The sequence below is a fragment of the Shewanella sp. genome (assembly GCF_047975355.1).
Classification (GTDB): Bacteria; Pseudomonadota; Gammaproteobacteria; order Enterobacterales; family Shewanellaceae; genus Shewanella.
In genome coordinates this window covers 19,576-37,282 of sequence record NZ_JBKEDJ010000028.1, presented here as the reverse complement: position 1 = coordinate 37,282, position 17,707 = coordinate 19,576, and the positions used below count along the sequence as shown (strand labels likewise).

Annotated in this window: 12 protein-coding genes; 4 read left to right on the top strand and 8 right to left on the bottom strand. The window is 50.0% G+C overall.

The window, feature by feature from the left end:
• Positions 1–29: 29 nt before the first annotated feature.
• The 5 genes from glgC to malQ form a co-directional block, all read right to left on the bottom strand.
• Positions 30–1,292 (bottom strand): glucose-1-phosphate adenylyltransferase, encoded by a 1,263-nt coding sequence (glgC, locus tag ACK5NH_RS09600; protein WP_011717793.1) that lies wholly within the window; start codon positions 1,290–1,292, stop codon positions 30–32.
• A gap of 118 nt (positions 1,293–1,410) precedes the next feature.
• Entirely contained in the window at positions 1,411–3,924 is a 2,514-nt protein-coding gene (locus ACK5NH_RS09595; RefSeq protein WP_416919556.1) for a glycogen/starch/alpha-glucan phosphorylase, read from the bottom strand.
• Between the two features lie 2 nt (positions 3,925–3,926).
• On the bottom strand, positions 3,927–6,185 hold the full coding sequence (gene glgX / locus ACK5NH_RS09590; RefSeq protein ID WP_416919554.1) for a glycogen debranching protein GlgX: 2,259 nt from the start codon (positions 6,183–6,185) through the stop codon (positions 3,927–3,929).
• Entirely contained in the window at positions 6,182–8,419 is a 2,238-nt protein-coding gene (gene glgB, locus ACK5NH_RS09585; protein WP_416919552.1) for a 1,4-alpha-glucan branching protein GlgB, read from the bottom strand. Before glgB ends, glgX begins: the two co-directional genes overlap by 4 nt.
• 17 nt (positions 8,420–8,436) lie before the next feature.
• Positions 8,437–10,812 carry a 4-alpha-glucanotransferase gene (gene malQ, locus ACK5NH_RS09580; protein ID WP_416919550.1) on the bottom strand — a complete coding sequence of 792 codons (2,376 nt, stop codon included), beginning with the start codon at positions 10,810–10,812 and terminating at the stop codon, positions 8,437–8,439.
• A 507-nt stretch (positions 10,813–11,319) separates the two neighbouring features.
• Here malQ and ACK5NH_RS09575 point away from each other — a divergent pair.
• Positions 11,320–11,955 carry a peptidylprolyl isomerase gene (locus tag ACK5NH_RS09575; RefSeq protein ID WP_416919548.1) on the top strand — a complete coding sequence of 212 codons (636 nt, stop codon included), beginning with the start codon at positions 11,320–11,322 and terminating at the stop codon, positions 11,953–11,955.
• Positions 11,956–12,012: 57 nt separating this feature from the next.
• On the opposite strand, the gene ACK5NH_RS09570 is transcribed toward ACK5NH_RS09575, so the two are convergent.
• Positions 12,013–12,489 (bottom strand): MarR family winged helix-turn-helix transcriptional regulator, encoded by a 477-nt coding sequence (locus ACK5NH_RS09570; protein WP_416919546.1) that lies wholly within the window; start codon positions 12,487–12,489, stop codon positions 12,013–12,015.
• A 327-nt stretch (positions 12,490–12,816) separates the two neighbouring features.
• Here ACK5NH_RS09570 and yiaY point away from each other — a divergent pair, with 327 nt between their 5' ends.
• The 3 genes from yiaY to ACK5NH_RS09555 all read left to right on the top strand — a co-directional run bounded on the left by yiaY (position 12,817) and on the right by ACK5NH_RS09555 (position 15,576).
• A complete protein-coding gene (gene yiaY, locus ACK5NH_RS09565) occupies positions 12,817–13,965 on the top strand; it encodes an L-threonine dehydrogenase (RefSeq protein WP_416919544.1) in 1,149 nt (382 codons plus the stop codon).
• A gap of 666 nt (positions 13,966–14,631) precedes the next feature.
• Entirely contained in the window at positions 14,632–15,006 is a 375-nt protein-coding gene (locus ACK5NH_RS09560; protein ID WP_416919542.1) for a cytoplasmic protein, read from the top strand.
• 324 nt (positions 15,007–15,330) lie between these two features.
• Positions 15,331–15,576, top strand: coding sequence for a hypothetical protein (locus tag ACK5NH_RS09555; RefSeq protein ID WP_416919540.1), 246 nt, complete (start codon positions 15,331–15,333; stop codon positions 15,574–15,576).
• 37 nt (positions 15,577–15,613) lie between these two features.
• Here ACK5NH_RS09555 and ACK5NH_RS09550 read toward each other — a convergent pair whose 3' ends face one another.
• Together ACK5NH_RS09550 and aceA are read right to left on the bottom strand one after the other, a co-directional pair.
• Entirely contained in the window at positions 15,614–15,982 is a 369-nt protein-coding gene (locus tag ACK5NH_RS09550; protein ID WP_011623516.1) for an acyl-CoA thioesterase, read from the bottom strand.
• 374 nt (positions 15,983–16,356) lie between these two features.
• Complete coding sequence (gene aceA / locus ACK5NH_RS09545; RefSeq protein ID WP_086904378.1) at positions 16,357–17,679, bottom strand: isocitrate lyase; 1,323 nt, start codon at positions 17,677–17,679, stop codon at positions 16,357–16,359.
• Between the last annotated feature and the right edge of the window lie 28 nt (positions 17,680–17,707).

The following is a 17,707-nucleotide window of genomic DNA, read 5'->3' as shown; positions in this document are numbered from 1 at the left end:
TAATATTCAAGCAAATTATCGGCTTGGCCTTACTCGTAGCCCACCGGCAGCCCCAGCATATCGCGGGTGACTAAGGTGATGCCTTTCTCGGACACCCTAAAGCCTTTTGCCCTGTCATGGTCATGGTTATAACCGATCACTGTGCCTTCGGGGATGATGCAGCCCCTGTCGATGATGGCGTTTTTAATCTTACAATGGCGCAGCACCACCACATCGGGCAGTACTACCGAATCCTCAACCACAGAGTAGGAACAGACCCGCACCTCGTTAAACAATACGCTGCGGCGCACGGTCGCGCCCGAGATAATGCAGCCGCCGGAAATAATCGAATCCACCGCCATACCGCGTCTATCGTCATCGTCGAACACAAACTTGGCGGGGGGCAATTGCTCCTGATAAGTCCAAATCGGCCATTTGGCATCGTATAGGTTTAAAGCAGGCGTTGGCGATAACAATTCCATATTGGCCTGCCAGAAGGAATCCAAGGTGCCCACATCGCGCCAGTAGGCTTGCTCGTTGGGGAAGGCGCTCTTAAAGGGATAGGCAAACACTTTATGTTTTTCGATGATCGAGGGAATAATGTCTTTGCCAAAATCGCGATCGGAATTGGCGTTTTGCGCATCTTTCTTCAACTGTTCGAACAAAAACTCAGTGTTAAACACATAGTTCCCCATCGAGGCGAGGCACTTCTCGGGATTGCCAGGGGAGTGTTTAGGATGTTTGGGCTTTTCTTCAAATCCTAGGATGCGCATCTCGTCATCGACTTCCATCACCCCAAATGCACCCGCCGCTTCTGCCACGGGCACTTCGAGGCAGGAGACTGTCATATCGGCGCCGGACTCGGCATGGGCGGCCAGTAAGCCAGCGTAATCCATGCGATACACATGGTCACCCGAGAGTACCATCACATACTTAGGCAACTCATGGCGGATGATGTCGATATTTTGGAATACCGCGTCGGCCGTGCCTTGATACCAATTCTCAGAGTAACGTTGTGAGGCAGGTAAAATTTCCACCGACTCACCTAATTCCTTTTTAAAGTGGCCCCAACCACGCATCACGTGGCGAATTAACGAGTGCGACTTATATTGGGTCACTACCCCAACGCGGCGGATCCCCGAGTTGATGCAATTCGACAGCGGAAAATCGATGATCCTAAACTTGCCCCCGAAATACAGCGCGGGTTTGGCGCGCCAGTCGGTGAGTTCATGTAAACGCGAGCCTCGGCCACCAGCCAAAATCAATGCATAGGTTTCACGAGTTAAATTACTGATATAACGTACATTAGACATAGGCTCTACTCCCCAAATAGCACATCAGTGCCGATTGCTTCACAACCACTCTTCCCTGCCGCCCTAAGGCCGCAGGATTGCATACAACTGCGCATTCCTTTGCTCATTAACCTCTCCGTTACAGTTTCCAAATATCATCTCGATAGCCAGCAATCGTCACATCACTGGAGAAGCGACCACTGGCCGCCGTGTTGCGAATACTCATTTGTGTCCACTTTTTCGGATCTTTATAGGCCTTCGCCACCGCTTCTTGAGCGAGGCGATAACTGTCGAAATCCGCCGCCGTCATCCACTGATCATCCGCGCTTTCAATCGAAGCGATAATAGGATCGAAAATCCCCGGTTCCAGCAGGTTAAAATGGCCGCTCTTGAGTAAGGCCATGACTTCGGATAAGGCGTGGGACTCGGCGATAATCCGTTGCGGTTGATAATCGCAGCGCATTTGGGTCACTTGCTCGGCGTTGAGGCCAAAGAGGAAAAAGTTATCCTCGCCGACCTCTTCGAGCATCTCGATATTGGCGCCATCTAAGGTGCCTATGGTGAGTGCGCCGTTCATCATGAACTTCATATTGCCCGTGCCAGAGGCCTCCTTACCCGCGGTGGAGATTTGTTCGGAGACATCAGTTCCTGGGCAAATTTTTTCCATGGCACTGACGTTGTAATTGGGCAGAAACGCAAAGCGCAGATAAGGCGCCACCACAGGATCGCAGTTGACCATATGGGCAACATTACTGGCGAGTTTGATGATGAGTTTCGCCATAAAGTAACCTGGCGCCGCTTTACCGCCAATCAGCACACAGCGTGGCACTAGATGCTCCGTGTGCCCCTGCTGGATTTGATGGTAAAGATGGATCACATGCAGAATATTGAGTAACTGACGCTTGTACTCGTGGATCCGTTTAACCTGCACATCAAACAGCATTGCAGGGTCAAACTCGACGCCACATTCCTTGGCGATCATCTTGGCGAGTTGCACCTTGTTGGCTTGTTTCACCTCACGCCACTTTTGAATAAAGCTAGCGTCTTGGTTTAAGGCATTGAGCGCCGTCAGCTGGCTTAAATCCGTCACCCAGCCCTTGCCTAAATGGCTGGTTAACAGTTTGGCGAGCGCGGGATTGCAGTGGGCTAACCAACGTCTTGGCGTCACGCCATTGGTGCGATTGTTAAACTTCTCCGGCCACAGGCTATAAAAATCCTTAAACAGGCCCGATTTTAATAATTGGGTATGCAGCGCTGCCACGCCGTTTACCGAAAAGCTAGCCACTATGGCTAAGTACGCCATGCGCACATGGGGATCGGGGCCATCTTGAATGATCGACATGCTGGCCAGTTTGGCACCATCCCCCGGCCAGTGATGGGCAACTAAATCGAGGTATCTGGCGTTGATTTCATAGATGATTTCTAAAATTCGCGGCAACATCAGCGCCATCATACGCACGGGCCAGCGTTCTAACGCCTCGGGCAATAATGTGTGATTGGTATAAGCCATGGTGTGGCTGGTAATCGCCCAAGCGGCGTCCCATTCGAGGCCATATTCATCCACCAGCAGCCGCATTAATTCGGGTACGGCAATACTGGGGTGAGTGTCATTCAGTTGGATCACATTTTTCGCGGCAAACTCACTGAAGTCATGGCCGTGGTGATGCACCCAACGCTTCAAGATCGCCTGCAGGCTGGCGGAGGACAAAAAGTACTGCTGACGTAGCCGCAGCTCTTTACCGTTTTCGCTAGCATCGTTGGGGTACAACACCATAGTGATTTGTTCAGCGAGGTTCTTGCATGCCACCGCCTCTGTGTAATCCCCTTGGTTAAACTCTGCTAAATCAAAGTCATCCGTCGCTTCGGCCTTCCAGAGTCTGAGGCTATTCACCCGGCCATTGCGATAACCTGGCACGGGCATGTCATAGGCCACGGCGAGCACATCTTGAGTGTCGACCCAAATCATGTGTCTGCGCCCTTGTTTATCCACATAGGATTCGGTGTGACCGAAGAACTTTACAGTCACATTATGGTGCGGAACGCGTACCTCCCACGGGTTGCCCTCACGCAGCCAGCGGTCAGGACGCTCCACCTGATAGCCATCGACAATCTTCTGGGCGAACATGCCGTATTCGTAACGAATGCCATACCCAGTCACGGATAAGTCCATGCTGGCGCAGCTATCGAGAAAACACGCGGCGAGTCGCCCAAGGCCACCATTGCCTAAACCTGCGTCGTGTTCGGCCTCTTCAAGCTCCTCAAGAGACACGGAATATTGGCTAAGCGCCTCGCGGCTATCTTGGTCTAAATCTAAATTTAACAAGGCATTACCTAATGCCCTGCCCATCAGAAACTCCAGCGATAAGTAGGCCACTTGCTTGTTGTCATAGCAGCTATCTTTGATGCGCGTCTCACGCCACTCATCTAACATTTGCTCTTTAACGCTGAGTGCCAGCGCTTGAAATAACTCACCGTGAGCCACTTCGCCGCGGCTTAATCCGTAACGCACATGGCGATTAAAGGTCGCGGGCAGGGCATCACAGGGCTCGCAGGGTTCGAGTGTCGCTTTTGGCTTACTCGGCGCGGCCTTAGTGGCACGTTTTTTTTGGGGAACGCCGCTGGTATTTGGGCTCAGCTCACTGTTATGACTCATAGTTAATTCCTTATAAAATCAGCATGAAACAGCATAAGACTGCGATCCTGTAGCAAGTACCGCGTCGGTGAGGACTGAGCATCCAGCGGCTCAGTGGGAGTTAAAAATTGTGGATCAGTTTGGGTATGCAGCAGGCATTGCCACGGCCCTAAACCGTCAAAAATCGGCAGGGTAAAGGCCAAGGGATGCTCATCGGCATTGACCATCAACAGCAGCGCTTGGAGGCTGTCACCCTGAGCCTGTGGTTGAGTGGCGGTTAAATTACCCGATAACACCACGCAAAGGCTGCGACCCATGGACTCACTCCACAGGCTTTTGCTCATGGGCTCACCTTGGCGACTAAACCAATCCAGCCTCGCCCCCAATGGGGTTGATACAGGGCTTGCTGCTTGAGTTGAAGATGAATCAGACGACCAATCGAAGGCATTGGCCACTAGCTGCTCATGGATAAAACGTTTGGAACACAAGAGTGGAAAGCGTTTACGCAAAGCAATCAATTGCGATGTGAAACTCAGCAGTGATTTATCCATTCCATCTGCTGACCAATCAAACCAATTCAATGAGTTATCTTGGCAATAAGCGTTATTATTTCCACTTTGAGTGCGGCCTGTCTCATCGCCGCTGAGTAACATGGGCACGCCTTGGGATAGGAATAATGTGGTCAATAGATTGCGTTGCTGGCGTGCGCGCAGCGCGAGAATGGTGGCGTCGTCGGTGTCGCCTTCTACCCCATAGTGATAGCTAAAGTTCTCATGGTGGCCATCGCGATTTTCCTCACCGTTGGCCCAATTGTGCCGCTCGCAGAAACTCACTAAATCTTTAAGGGTAAAACCATCGTGACTGGTTAAGAAATTGATACTGGCGGCAGGAGGTCGACCACTATGCTCAAAGAAATCCCCCGAGCCATGAAACCGCCGCGCAAACTCGGGCAACATGCCGTGATCGCCACGCCAAAAACGCCGCATAGTGTCTCGGTATCTGTCATTCCATTCGCTAAAGGCCACCGGGAAACTCCCCAGCTGATAACCGCCAGGGCCAATATCCCAAGGCTCGGCAATCAGCTTCACCCGGCACAATACAGGGTCTTGCAGCAGCGCATCGAAAAAACCACTTCCAGGGTCAAAACCATAGGCTTCACGGCCTAGACAAGCGGCTAAATCGAAGCGAAAACCATCGACGCCCATCACTTCGACCCAGTAACGCAGCGAATCTAACACCAACTGCAACATGCGCGGATGGTTGAGGTTTAAGGTATTACCGCAGCCAGTATCATTGATATAAAAGCGTTTATCATTTGGATGCAGGCGGTAATAACTCAGATTGTCGATACCGCGAAAACTAAAGGTTGGCCCGAGGCGACTGCCCTCGGCACTGTGGTTATAGACCACATCGAGAATAACTTCGATGCCCGCGCCGTGCAGCGCATCCACCATAGTGCGAAACTCACCGATATCCTCACTCGACAGATAACTCGGCTCAGGCGCAAAAAAGCCGATGCTGTTATAGCCCCAATAGTTAGATAAGTGTTTTTCAAGTAGAAAAGGCTCGGAGAAGAATGCCTGAACCGGCAGCAACTCGACACAATTCACCCCGAGTTTGACTAAGTAATCTATCGCGGCATTCGATGCCAGCCCTGCAAAAGTGCCACGCAGCGGCGCATCTATTTCAGGGTGCAGCGCGGTAAATCCCTTTAAGTGCATCTCATAGATAATGCACTGCTCAAATGGCAATGGCTCACGCTTGCTTTCAAGCGGCCGAATAGTATGCGCCTTAGCGGCATCAAAAAGGGGCCGAATATCGACCACTTTACACTTTGGCACAAAGTCCGCGTTATCTAAGGTGCTGAAAGATAAGTCTTCACTGGGGTTATCAATCTCATAACCAAAGTTGGCAATATGGTGGTGATAACGCCCCACGAGCTGGCGCGCGTAAGGGTCTAACAGCAATTTATGCGGATTAAATCTGTGCCCTAATTGCGGCTCGTAGGGACCATAAACACGGTAGCCATACAGCTGACCGGCACTCAGTCCATGCACATACAAATGCCAGATTTGCTGGGTCTGCTCCGTCAAGGCGATGCGCTGAATTTCCACCTCGCCTTGGGCATCAAACAGACATAACTCCACCCCTGTAGCATGGGCCGAAAACAGGGCGAAATTCACCCCGCCATCATCGACTGTCGCCCCTAAGGGAAAAGGTTGACCCGCGCTTAGGTTATACAAGGTTGAGCCATCAGCATCTACAGGCGCAGGATTCGTCATAGGCTGGTATCTCTTGGCACACCCGTCGCAGGCCCAAGGATTAAGCACCCTAGAGGCGGCACAGTGATCAGCGCACTCGATGCCATACCCTGCCAAGGTAAATCTTCGGCAATCACCTTGCCCGCATTCCCCTGATTGCTACCACCATAGAGATGACTGTCGCTATTGAGGTACTCACAGAAATCTCCGCCTTGGGGCAAGCCGATACGAAATCCTTGGTGCAGAGTGGGTGTCATATTCACCACAAACACTAAGGGCACATCACTACCCTCGCCATAGCGAACAAAGCTAAAAATACTGTCGCGGCCATTGTCACAATCGAGCCAGCGAAAACCCTGTGACTCATAGTCGAGCACGGATAAGGCGGGGTATTGTCGATAAAGCTGATTCAGATCGCGAAGCCAGCGATGCACGCCTTGGTGGGGCTCAAAAGCAAGCAAATGCCAATCGAGACTATGGTTATGGTTCCATTCGTCGCGCTGGGCGAACTCGCTGCCCATAAACAGTAATTTTTTGCCTGGATGCCCCCACATAAAGCCGTAATAGGCCCTGAGGGTGGCAAACTTTTGCCAATCATCACCGGGGATTTTATGCAGCAAAGAGCCCTTGCCGTGCACCACTTCATCGTGGCTTATCGACAGCATAAATTGCTCTGAGTAGGCATACATCAGGCTAAAGGTCAGCTGGTTATGGTGATGCTGGCGATAGATGGGATCGCGCCCCAAGTAGCTTAAGCTGTCGTTCATCCAGCCCATATTCCACTTAAAGCCAAAACCCAGCCCAGCGCAGTCCGTCGGCTTAGTCACGCCCGCAAAGGCGGTCGACTCTTCAGCAATCATGCAAATGCCGGGGAAGGCTTGATACAAACGCTGATTCAGCATTTGCAGAAAGTGAATCGCCTCTAAATTCTCCCGTCCGCCATAGGCATTGGGCAGCCATTGCCCGGGTTCACGGCTGTAGTCGAGGTACAACATGGATGACACGGCATCTAGCCGCAGGCCATCTAAGTGAAATTCCCGCAGCCAATAGCAGGCATTACTGAGCAGAAAACTGCGCACCTCACCACGGTCATAGTTATAGATCAGAGTATCCCAATCGGGGTGCGTGCCTTTGCGCGGGTCTTCATGCTCATAGAGGCAAGAGCCATCAAAACGCACAAGGCCATGGGGATCCTTAGGGAAATGCGCCGCCACCCAATCGAGTAACACGCCAATCTCGGCCTGATGGCAAGCATCGATAAAGGCCTTTAAGCCATTAGCATCGCCAAAACGATGGGTCGGCGCATACAGGCCAACGGGTTGATACCCCCAAGAGCCGTCGAAGGGATACTCGCTGACCGGCATCAACTCGATATGGGTAAAGCCTTGCTCCTTCACATAGGGGATCAACTGCTCGATTAAGTCTTGATAATCAAAATATTGCTCACCAAACTCACCTTTTCGGCGCCAAGAGCCTAACTGCACTTCGTAGATAGACATGGCTGCGCGATGCCAGGCCGTGGTCGCTCGTTTGCCCATCCATTGTGTATCTGCCCACGGATGTTGGTGTTTTTTCGGCACTATGGAGGCATTGTGCGGCGCACATTCCATTTGGGTCGCCATGGGATCAGATTTGGCGTGGCGCTCGCCATTTTGATAAACCAAATCAAACTTATAGTGCGCGCCTTCGGCAACATCAGGCAAGAAAATCTCCCACAAGCCGTTGGCCTGATGTTGGCGCATCACATGACGAGTATCGTCCCAGTGGTTAAAATCCCCTACCACAGAGACTCGCTTAGCATTGGGCGCCCATACGCAAAAATGCACGCCTTCGACGCTATCGACTTGGCGCCAATTCGCACCTAAAAAGCGATAGGCCTGCTCAGAACTTCCCTCACCGAAGAGGTACAAGTCCTGACTATCGAGGAGGGAGCCAAACTGATAGGGGTCGATAATATCCAGCTCGCAGAGGGGATAAGTCACCCGCAGCGCATACAAAAAGGGCTTAACCCGTCTACCAAGCGTACCCGCAAAAAGCCCAGCCTCATTGACGCGCTCAAGGCTCGCCACCTTACGGCCATCCTTAAGACTAATCACATCAACCTTGTGGGCATTGCGTAAAAAACAGCGCACCACCAAGGCCTTGCCCTCGTTGATGCTGTGCATGCCGAGCAGGGAAAACACATCCGTATATTGACCGTTTAACAGCGCGACATCGCTACCGTCATAGAAGTAAGTCTGGGCTTGAGTCATCATTTGGCTTCCATTTTTAGTCAAAGGGTATCTGTATGTGCAGCCGTTTCTGGCAAATGTCTCGCTGCAGCAATGCGTTGCAAACGCTCAGCCAGCGTAGGCCTACCAGCGGCTTCACTTAGGCTGATGGGCAATCGCCGCTGCCAATTGGGGTACTCGAGCCAAGTGCCGGGGATATTCACCGCATGGCGATCCCCGAGCAGATCGCACCATTGCACGCTGTAAAGTGCGCTGTTGCCCGAGGCGCCAAATGGCATCCACGCCGTTAATAAATCTTCAATATCAATTTGTTGAATATCTGTCTCTGGCAATAAGTCCTGGGAGATTAAGCACTGTGCGAGCTGGTGTTTTTCCTGCTCACGCCCAGCGAGCGCATCACCCAGTTCTTCATCAGTCTTGAGTAATTCGAGTTGCCGCCTCAGGTGTAAATCGCTGCCCGTCCACCAAGCGACTAAGGTCGGGACATCATGGTTTGCCAGCATCATCAAACTCTGGAACTTATACTGGCTCGGCGGCTTAAAGCCTTGATGGTCTTTGCAGAAGTAGAACAACTCGTTGGAATAGACCCCCGCCTGATACAGGCGATGAATAATATCGGGCGGCACTAGGCCCAAATCCTCACCAATCACCACACAGCGGGCACGTTGACTCTCGAGACACAGAATCGCCAACAGGGTTTCGACCGGGTAATACACATAGGCGCCATGGCCAAGGCGCTTATCCAATGGCCACCACCAAAGTCGCAGCAGCCCCATCACATGGTCGATTCGCAGCGCACCGCAGTGGGTCATGTTGGCGCGAGTCAGCTCAATAAAATGGCGATATTGATGCTGCTTTAGCTTGACGGGATCGAGGGGAGTAAGTCCCCAGTTTTGTCCCTGCGGCGCGAAGGGATCTGGCGGTGCGCCTATGCTGGCGTTTAAGCAGAACTGCTGCGAATTAGCTTGAACCTCAACGCCTTGTAACGCAGCGCCTACGGCCAAATCGCGGATGAGCCCTATGCCCATCCCCGCTTCTTTGGCTTTGAGTTGGCACAATTGCAGTTGATCTTCAGCCACAAACTGCAGGTATAAATAAAAGCCTTCATCCTGTGCTATGGCCCTTGGGCTGCGGAGCGATTCGGCTTGGGCAAATTCCCTGAGCGGCGTGCCCTGCTCTGCCACAAAATCCTCAAATCGCTGCGCCCTTGGTGTGTTTGGCTGTATATGCTGTTCACAAAAGACAGTGTATAAACGTGCAAAGGCGCGATACTTAAGCTCGCTCACTTTGGGGTAATCGAGCCAGTTCTCCGCATTGAGTAGGGCAATGGCTTCTTGCCATTCCTTTGCGGCAAACTCCGTCTTTAATGGCTCAAATTCAGGCACACTAGGTAAATGAATATACAGCGGATTCAGCCTTCGACGATCGCAGGGACTATAGGGACTCGGATGTTCCGGCGCGGCAATATCTAAGGCATGCAATGGATTAAGTTGAATAAAATCGGCGCCATACTCAGCCACTAAACCGATAAGTTGATCTAAATCGCCAAAGTCGCCGATACCCCATTGGCTTTCGCTGCGCAGACTATAAAGCTGAAGGCTCACGCCCCAGGATTTATGGCGCTTTCCTTGAGCCACAGCGCTCATCACCCCTTGATAGGCGGTTCTCGGCGCCACCATAAAAGTGCCATGGAACTCAGTCGTCTTGCTTGCTGCTGACGAGCAAGCCGTAGCTACGGCTCGCTGAGCATCTGCCAGCCCAAGCAAACTGACACTCAGTGTGTGGTAGCCCAGCCCCAAGCATGATAAATCGCTTAAGTTGTCTTTATTGCCTGACGCATTTGGCGCGGCGCTGACGTTTTCCCATGAACGGTGCGGCTCAGAGTTGCTATGTTGCTCACTCATATCGCCCGCATCACGGCAATAAAACTCATGACCTAAGAGATCGAGGCGGTATTGCAGGAACTGACACTCATTGGCAAAGGGGCTGGTGCCAAACTGCGCCAACTCCTGCGCCTGAATACGGTAATCCCCAATCGGTTTTAGCGCCGAAAACGGCACCTCGAGGATAACCCTCTCACCTTGCTCACAGGTAAAAGTGAGCAGCAGATCGCCACGGTAAGATTGAGGTAAATACAGACAAACCCAAGGTTCGTCGACATAGCACCAGTGAAATGCCGACGAACCTTGCGTCCAATGATGTGCATCGAGTTGATACACCTGAGCATCAAGCTCGCCTCCACTGGGTAAACTCGTTAATGGCTCATCCTTCGCTTCACAGGCCTGAGTGTTCTTTTCCTGCAGCATACAGGTCAAAATCCCTTGCCTGTCAGCCTCGGGAATGCGGATGTACTGGCCGAAGCAGTCGATAAAGTCTGCTCCCACGCCCCGCAAATACAGCAACTTCTCCAGCCCCATATTTGTCGCCCCCGCGACTGCTCATCCATAGCCTTAGATAGGCAGTAACCATGCCAGCGCAAAATAACAGCATGAAGACAGATTTGTGTCAGCCAAATTACAATAAAGAAAACTTATAAATCAGCATCTTGAATAAAATACCAATCATCATCGCCCAAAGCCTTGCCCACGGGATAATCCGACAAGCGCACTAGTTTGAAGCAGGGAGTGATTAAAAAAGGTGCAACGCGCTTAAATGGCGCAGGCAAAACAGTGTCTTATTTTTGAGCACCATTCCGCGAAAAATCGCTGAGGTTGAATCTCCCGCATAAACGGTAACAACAGAAACAAAAATTAACTGCAACACTTTGTATCAATTGTATTTTTTACCTTGAATTCCCCTTCATCGCTCTGTCACTATGCGCGTTCAAAACAAAAACAACACTTAATCGCAACATTTACCCATACCTACTTAATCAGCCAAGGTGGCAGGAATAAATGGCGACGACGTAAAATAAGGAAATTGATATGGAAAGAATCACGGGACTTTTACTCGCTAGCAGTTTGAGCTTGGCCCTCAGCGCCTGCGGCGGCAGTGGCGACGATGAATTAACCCCAACGATCCCGACTCCCAATCCAACCCCACCGAGTCTAAGTGCTGATGTCTGCTATTTAATGAGCACGACTAAGGGGGATTTGACCTTAGCCATCGACCTCACCAATATGCCCATCACGGGCAAGAATTTTAAACAATATGTCGATAAGTCATTCTATAACGGCACTTTATTCCACAGAACCATCAATAACTTTGTGATCCAAGGCGGCGGTTTCACTACGGGGTTACAAAGCAAACCAACCAGCGCGCCAATTAAAAACGAGGCCGCTGTCGGCATCAGCAACAAGCGTGGCACTATCGCAATGGCGCGCACTACAGTGCCTGACTCAGCGACATCACAGTTCTTTATCAATGTGTTAGATAATCCGCAGCTTGATGCCTCGGCGAGTAACTATGGTTATGCCGTGTTTGGTAAAGTCGTCGAAGGGATGGATGTGGTCGATCAGATAAGCATTGTGCCAACCAAAACCAGCAACGGTTTTAGCGACACGCCAGTGAATGAGATTTTGATCAATAGCGTGACGGAAACTAACTGCCCCGCCGCCTAGCCAAAACAACAAAGCACTGTATCCAGTGCTTTTTAATTATTTTGGACCGAAAGGGGATTATTCGTCCCCTTGGATTTTACCGACCAACAGCATAGGCGCTGCATCGATTTTATCTGCGTCCATCATGGCGGCAATGCGCTCCACCGATGAGAGCAACTGGCTCTGCTCCCACTCTTCAAGATTTTGATATTGCTTTATAAAGTGCTCTTGAAGCGGTTTAGGAGATTCTTTTAATAATGCGCGCCCCGCCTCACTTAAATGCAAATGCACCTTGCGCTTGTCGGACTCGCTGCGCTTACGGATCACTAATCCGCGCCCTTCGAGCCTGTCAATTATCGTCGTCACAGTGGCAGGGCTGAGGGTGATTTCTTCGGCCACTTGCTTGGCTAAGGGAGAGCCGAGTTGGGCAATTTTCTGCATCACCATCAACTGCGGCCCCGTCAAGCCCGAATGTTTATTGAGTTGCCGCGAATGAATGTCGATAGCGCGTATCACCCTGCGCAGTGAAATCAGCAGTTGTTCGTATTTTTCCATCGTGCTTCGCATGCTCCTCATCAACCCAACGGGCGCACCTTACCAGAAACTCAGCCACAACTCACCTAGAAGGGCGATTTTATCGGTCATTTACCCTCGAATGGCTAAACAAGCATGTGCTGAAAAAAACCTTAAAAAACATTGCGCATACTAAGCCTGATCCCTGTCATAAAAGTTCATTATTTAGTTATCTAGTTCCAACTTTAGTGGGAATTTCGCCTCAATAAACCGCCTAAGCCGATCTAGATCACATCTTGCTTACCCCTTAATTGGTAGCTTGGTCACCAGAAAGAAACAAATTTAATTTACAAGCAAATAGGTGGACTTATGGCTGCTAAATTTTTTATCCCTTCTGTCAACGTATTAGGCAAAGGCGCCGTCAATGACGCTATCGGTGATATCAAAACCTTAGGCTTTAAACGCGCGTTAATCGTAACGGATAAACCCTTAGTCAAGATTGGTCTGGTCGGTGAAGTGACCGAAAAACTCGGCCAAAACGGCATTAACTCAACCGTGTTTGATGGCGTACAACCTAACCCAACGGTTGGTAACGTCGAAGCGGGTCTGGCTTTATTAAAAGCCAATCAATGTGATTTTGTGATTTCATTAGGCGGTGGTTCACCCCATGATTGCGCTAAAGGTATCGCCCTCGTTGCCACCAACGGCGGCAGCATCAAAGACTATGAAGGGTTAGACCAATCCACTAAGCCACAACTGCCATTAGTGGCAATTAATACTACAGCCGGCACCGCCAGTGAAATGACACGTTTCTGTATAATCACTGACGAAGCTCGCCATATTAAAATGGCGATTGTCGATAAACACACCACCCCATTACTGTCCGTGAATGACCCTGAGCTGATGCTGAAAAAGCCCGCGAGCCTCACAGCTGCAACAGGCATGGACGCGCTGACCCACGCGGTTGAAGCCTATGTGTCTATCGCTGCGAACCCGATTACCGATGCCTGCGCCATAAAAGCCATTGAGCTTATCCAAGGCAATTTAGTGAATGCGGTTAATCAAGGCCAAGATATTGAGGCCCGTGAGCAAATGGCCTATGCCCAATTCTTAGCGGGTATGGCCTTTAACAACGCCAGCTTAGGTTATGTACATGCGATGGCGCACCAGTTGGGCGGTTTCTACGATCTGCCCCACGGTGTGTGTAACGCCTTGTTATTACCCCATGTGCAGGAATACAACGCCAAAGTGGTACCACATCGCTTAAAAGATATTGCTAAGGCTATGGGTGTCGATGTTACCAATATGACCGATGAGCAAGGCGCGGCAGCAGCGATCACCGCGATTAAAGCCCTATCCGTTGCGGTGAACATTCCAGAAAACCTGACTCTACTCGGGGTTAAAGCGGAAGATATTCCAACGCTGGCCGAAAATGCCTTGAAGGATGCCTGTGGTTTCACTAACCCTAAACAGGCTACCCATGAAGAGATCTGTCAGATCTTTACTAACGCGTTATAAGTCCACAAGCATTAACGTCGTCCGTCACGCGCCAATTGACATGATGTTGTTCGGCTAGCGCAAGCTAACGCCATAGAATCGGCCCAAACAAGCTCCCTTGTTTGGGCTTTTCTTTTGTGTAGAAATGACCGCTTTGCGCCATTAGTTTGAGTACAATTTCGCTGCGCAGCTTTAATCTTCGCCAATTGGGATCGCATAGTTCGAAAAATCGCTCCAATAGCGTAAAAACGTGATCTCGGTGGGTTACATGCTGTTACAAATCCGCTAGACTGGCTCCAGTTCGCTTTTTCCCTGCAAAAGATGAAGCCAGCTGAGAGGCCCGTTTTAAGGAACGGGCCTCTGTCCATTTAAGCCCCTACCCGTACACCTCCCCAATTTTTTGCTACTGTTTAATGACTTCATATCACCTTGCCTATTTGCTGCTTTATTGTGCAGTAATTAAGCAAAAACGAATTTGAGTGCAAAACTGAGAGATAGCACATAGATATTCGTTAAAAACTCATGCTAAATAACACTTGAAGGAAATGAATTAACTGGCTCATTTTCATACAAAAACACTTGTGAAAACTGTGATTTAACACGAGCGATATCAGCGCAATTAATGATTGACCGAATTCAAAAACGATGCCTATGATGGCAGCAACATCCTCAACAGGTAGGTACGCTATGACAGCAATTACTCATGTTTATAACTACACAGTTAGATGTCCGCATTACAAAGATCCCGAACATCCAGTGAGTTGGTTAAATCACATAGAATTGAACCAATCCAGTGAAATTGCCTTAAACCGTATCACCAAATGGCATGAACTCTCAGGCACTAAATCCTTCGAAACCAGTAAGTTTGTCGTCCGAAAAGCGGATAATGAAGAAGCCTATTTTTCGATGCAAAGCGATAGGCTTAAAAATGATGGCCACGCACTCGTTACCTTTAAAATCTTCCTCGACACCTGCTGCGACGATGCTGCTCCCGAAGAAATTATGCAGCACCTGATTGATGACTATCAGCAGCGTTTAGCAAAACTCGAAAAAGCTTCATAATTCTTATAAATGGTTACGTGTCACAGCAAGCGGCTAATCGCTAAGTAAAATATCCATAAAACGCCAGAGCAACGCTCTGGCGTTTTGTTTTACGCACCTTTCAGAATCCATTCTCAAACCGTCGTCAATCCGCCACAGGCGCACACCTTGTTATCTTGAGCAAGAGACATTTAAGCTTCACTCAAGCAAACTTATGCATTATCTCTACTAAAACATTGGGCTCAAAAGATTAGGTTCCGATGATTGGATTTTCAGATTATTAAGGCGCGGTACAGCAGTATTTGGTATCTTGCCTAGCAACCGTAAGTTTTCAGGATGAGTACAATGAAAAAAGCCACACTGTTAATATTGCCACTGCTATTTGCCACCACAGCCTGCGCCGATTTAAAGGATGCGGGTCGCGCCATAGGCACCACCACTAAAGATGTGACGAAAGAGATTGGTCACGCCACTCGCGACACCACCAAAGCCATTGGTCACACTACCCGCGACACCACTAAAGCCATTGGTCATGCCTCAAGGGATGCGGTGAAATCGGTCAAAGAAGAACTGACTGAAGATTCGGAGTGACGCCCATGCGTCACTCTGCTTTATCGGGGCTCAATCCTTAGGCCGCATTGGCACGAATACCATGGGGCACGGGCAACCCCTGGGCATTCACGTTTACAAACACCATCTTATCGATACTCACTACAGGCGCTTGCGTCATCTTATTACGCACTTGGCAACTGACCGTAATGGAACTGTGCCCAAGGCTGACAAGCTCCAAGCCAAATTCCAACACATCCCCTTGGCGCGCCGGCGTCATAAAATTGATTTCTGAAATCAGCTTAGTCACATGGCTGCTGCTCTTCATTTGACACGCAGCAAAGATGGCCGCCTCCTCGTCAATCCAACTCAATAACTGGCCGCCAAATAGGGTATTTGCAGGATTTAAATGTTCAGGTTTGACTAAACGACGACTGTAATATTTCATGACGGTGACCTCACTGTGAATGCCAAGTTTTACAGCTAATGCACAGCATTATTTAGGCCATGACAAATAACCATTTAATAACAATGAGATAGTATTGATCTCTTGTAAAACGGTTAAAAATTTGCACCAACTCGAGTCAGAGTTGCACCAGAATAATCAATTAGATAAAAAAATAGCGACTCAGAGAGTCGCCAAGCTCAGGCAAGCAATGTATTGACTGGGTAGGAAGTTAAGTCACAAGGTTTGACTTAAAAACCCGTGCAGCACATGTAGGCGAACTGCACGGGGGACAACAGCTGCAATGCAGCTAAACACAGGGGTTACGGGTACAACATCTTACGGGTAGAACCTATTCGCGATACAACAGACTTCGCTCAAAACTGCTCTTCTTCGGTCGAGCCAGTCAGTGCAGTGACCGATGAGTGGCCACCTTGGATCACTGTAGTCACTTGGTCGAAGTAACCTGTACCCACTTCCTGCTGATGCGCCACGAAGGTGTAGCCTTTCTTCGCAGCTGCAAACTCAACTTCTTGAACTTTCTCAACATAATGCTTCATACCTTCACCACGAGCGTAGTCGTAAGCTAGGTCAAACATGTTGTACCACATGTTATGGATACCCGCTAAAGTGATGAATTGGTACTTGTAGCCCATGTCCGACAGTTCCTGTTGGAAGCGCGCAATCGTCGCGTCGTCCAAGTTTTTCTTCCAGTTGAACGAAGGTGAACAGTTATAGGCCAGTAATTGGTCTGGGTACTGAGCATGGATTGCCTCAGCAAAGCGGCGTGCTTCTTCCAAGTCAGGCTTAGCGGTTTCACACCAAATTAAATCCGCATAAGGTGCGTAGGCTAGACCGCGAGAAATCGCTTGGTCCAGACCCGCTTTCACACGGTAGAAACCTTCACTGGTGCGCTCGCCAGTCACGAAGTCACGATCGTATGGGTCGCAATCAGAGGTCAGTAAGTCTGCCGCGTTCGCATCGGTACGAGCGATAACTAAGGTTTCAACACCGCTCACGTCGGCCGCAAGGCGCGCCGCAACCAGCTTTTGTACCGCTTCTTGGGTTGGCACTAATACTTTACCGCCCATATGGCCACACTTTTTCACTGAAGCTAATTGGTCTTCGAAGTGAACGCCCGCAGCGCCCGCGTCAATCATTGACTTCATCAACTCGAACGCATTCAGTACGCCACCAAAACCCGCTTCCGCATCGGCAATAATCGGCAGGAAGTAATCGACAAAGTTTTCTTCTTCCGGATTAACACCATTGCTCCACTGAATTTGGTCTGCACGGCGGAAGGAGTTATTAATACGGGCAACCACAGCAGGTACTGAGTTTGCTGGGTATAACGATTGGTCTGGGTACATAGTGCCCGCTAAGTTAGCGTCGGCCGCGACTTGCCAACCAGACAGGTAAATCGCTTCGATTCCGGCTTTAGCCTGTTGTACCGCTTGGCCGCCAGTCAGTGCTCCTAACGAGTTCACATAACCTTTTTTTGCGCCACCGTTGACTAAATCCCACAGTTTAGCGGCACCGCGTTTGGCAATGGTGTTTTCGGGTACGATAGAACCACGAAGAGCCACAACTTCCTCTGCAGTGTATGGGCGACGCACGTTTTTCCAACGTGGATTTTCAGCCCAATCTTTTTTGATCGCGTCAATCTGTGCCTGACGTGAAGTCTGTGTTGCCTTAGTCATAGTGTCACTCCTTTCTCTGTGATGTTGT

Coding starts and splice junctions, on each gene's coding strand:
- glgC (WP_011717793.1), bottom strand. CDS start 1,292: ATGTCTAATGTACGTTATATCAGTAATTTAACTCGTGAAACCTATGCA.
- ACK5NH_RS09595 (WP_416919556.1), bottom strand. CDS start 3,924: ATGAGTCATAACAGTGAGCTGAGCCCAAATACCAGCGGCGTTCCCCAA.
- glgX (WP_416919554.1), bottom strand. CDS start 6,185: ATGACGAATCCTGCGCCTGTAGATGCTGATGGCTCAACCTTGTATAAC.
- glgB (WP_416919552.1), bottom strand. CDS start 8,419: ATGATGACTCAAGCCCAGACTTACTTCTATGACGGTAGCGATGTCGCG.
- malQ (WP_416919550.1), bottom strand. CDS start 10,812: ATGGGGCTGGAGAAGTTGCTGTATTTGCGGGGCGTGGGAGCAGACTTT.
- ACK5NH_RS09575 (WP_416919548.1), top strand. CDS start 11,320: ATGGAAAGAATCACGGGACTTTTACTCGCTAGCAGTTTGAGCTTGGCC.
- ACK5NH_RS09570 (WP_416919546.1), bottom strand. CDS start 12,489: ATGGAAAAATACGAACAACTGCTGATTTCACTGCGCAGGGTGATACGC.
- yiaY (WP_416919544.1), top strand. CDS start 12,817: ATGGCTGCTAAATTTTTTATCCCTTCTGTCAACGTATTAGGCAAAGGC.
- ACK5NH_RS09560 (WP_416919542.1), top strand. CDS start 14,632: ATGACAGCAATTACTCATGTTTATAACTACACAGTTAGATGTCCGCAT.
- ACK5NH_RS09555 (WP_416919540.1), top strand. CDS start 15,331: ATGAAAAAAGCCACACTGTTAATATTGCCACTGCTATTTGCCACCACA.
- ACK5NH_RS09550 (WP_011623516.1), bottom strand. CDS start 15,982: ATGAAATATTACAGTCGTCGTTTAGTCAAACCTGAACATTTAAATCCT.
- aceA (WP_086904378.1), bottom strand. CDS start 17,679: ATGACTAAGGCAACACAGACTTCACGTCAGGCACAGATTGACGCGATC.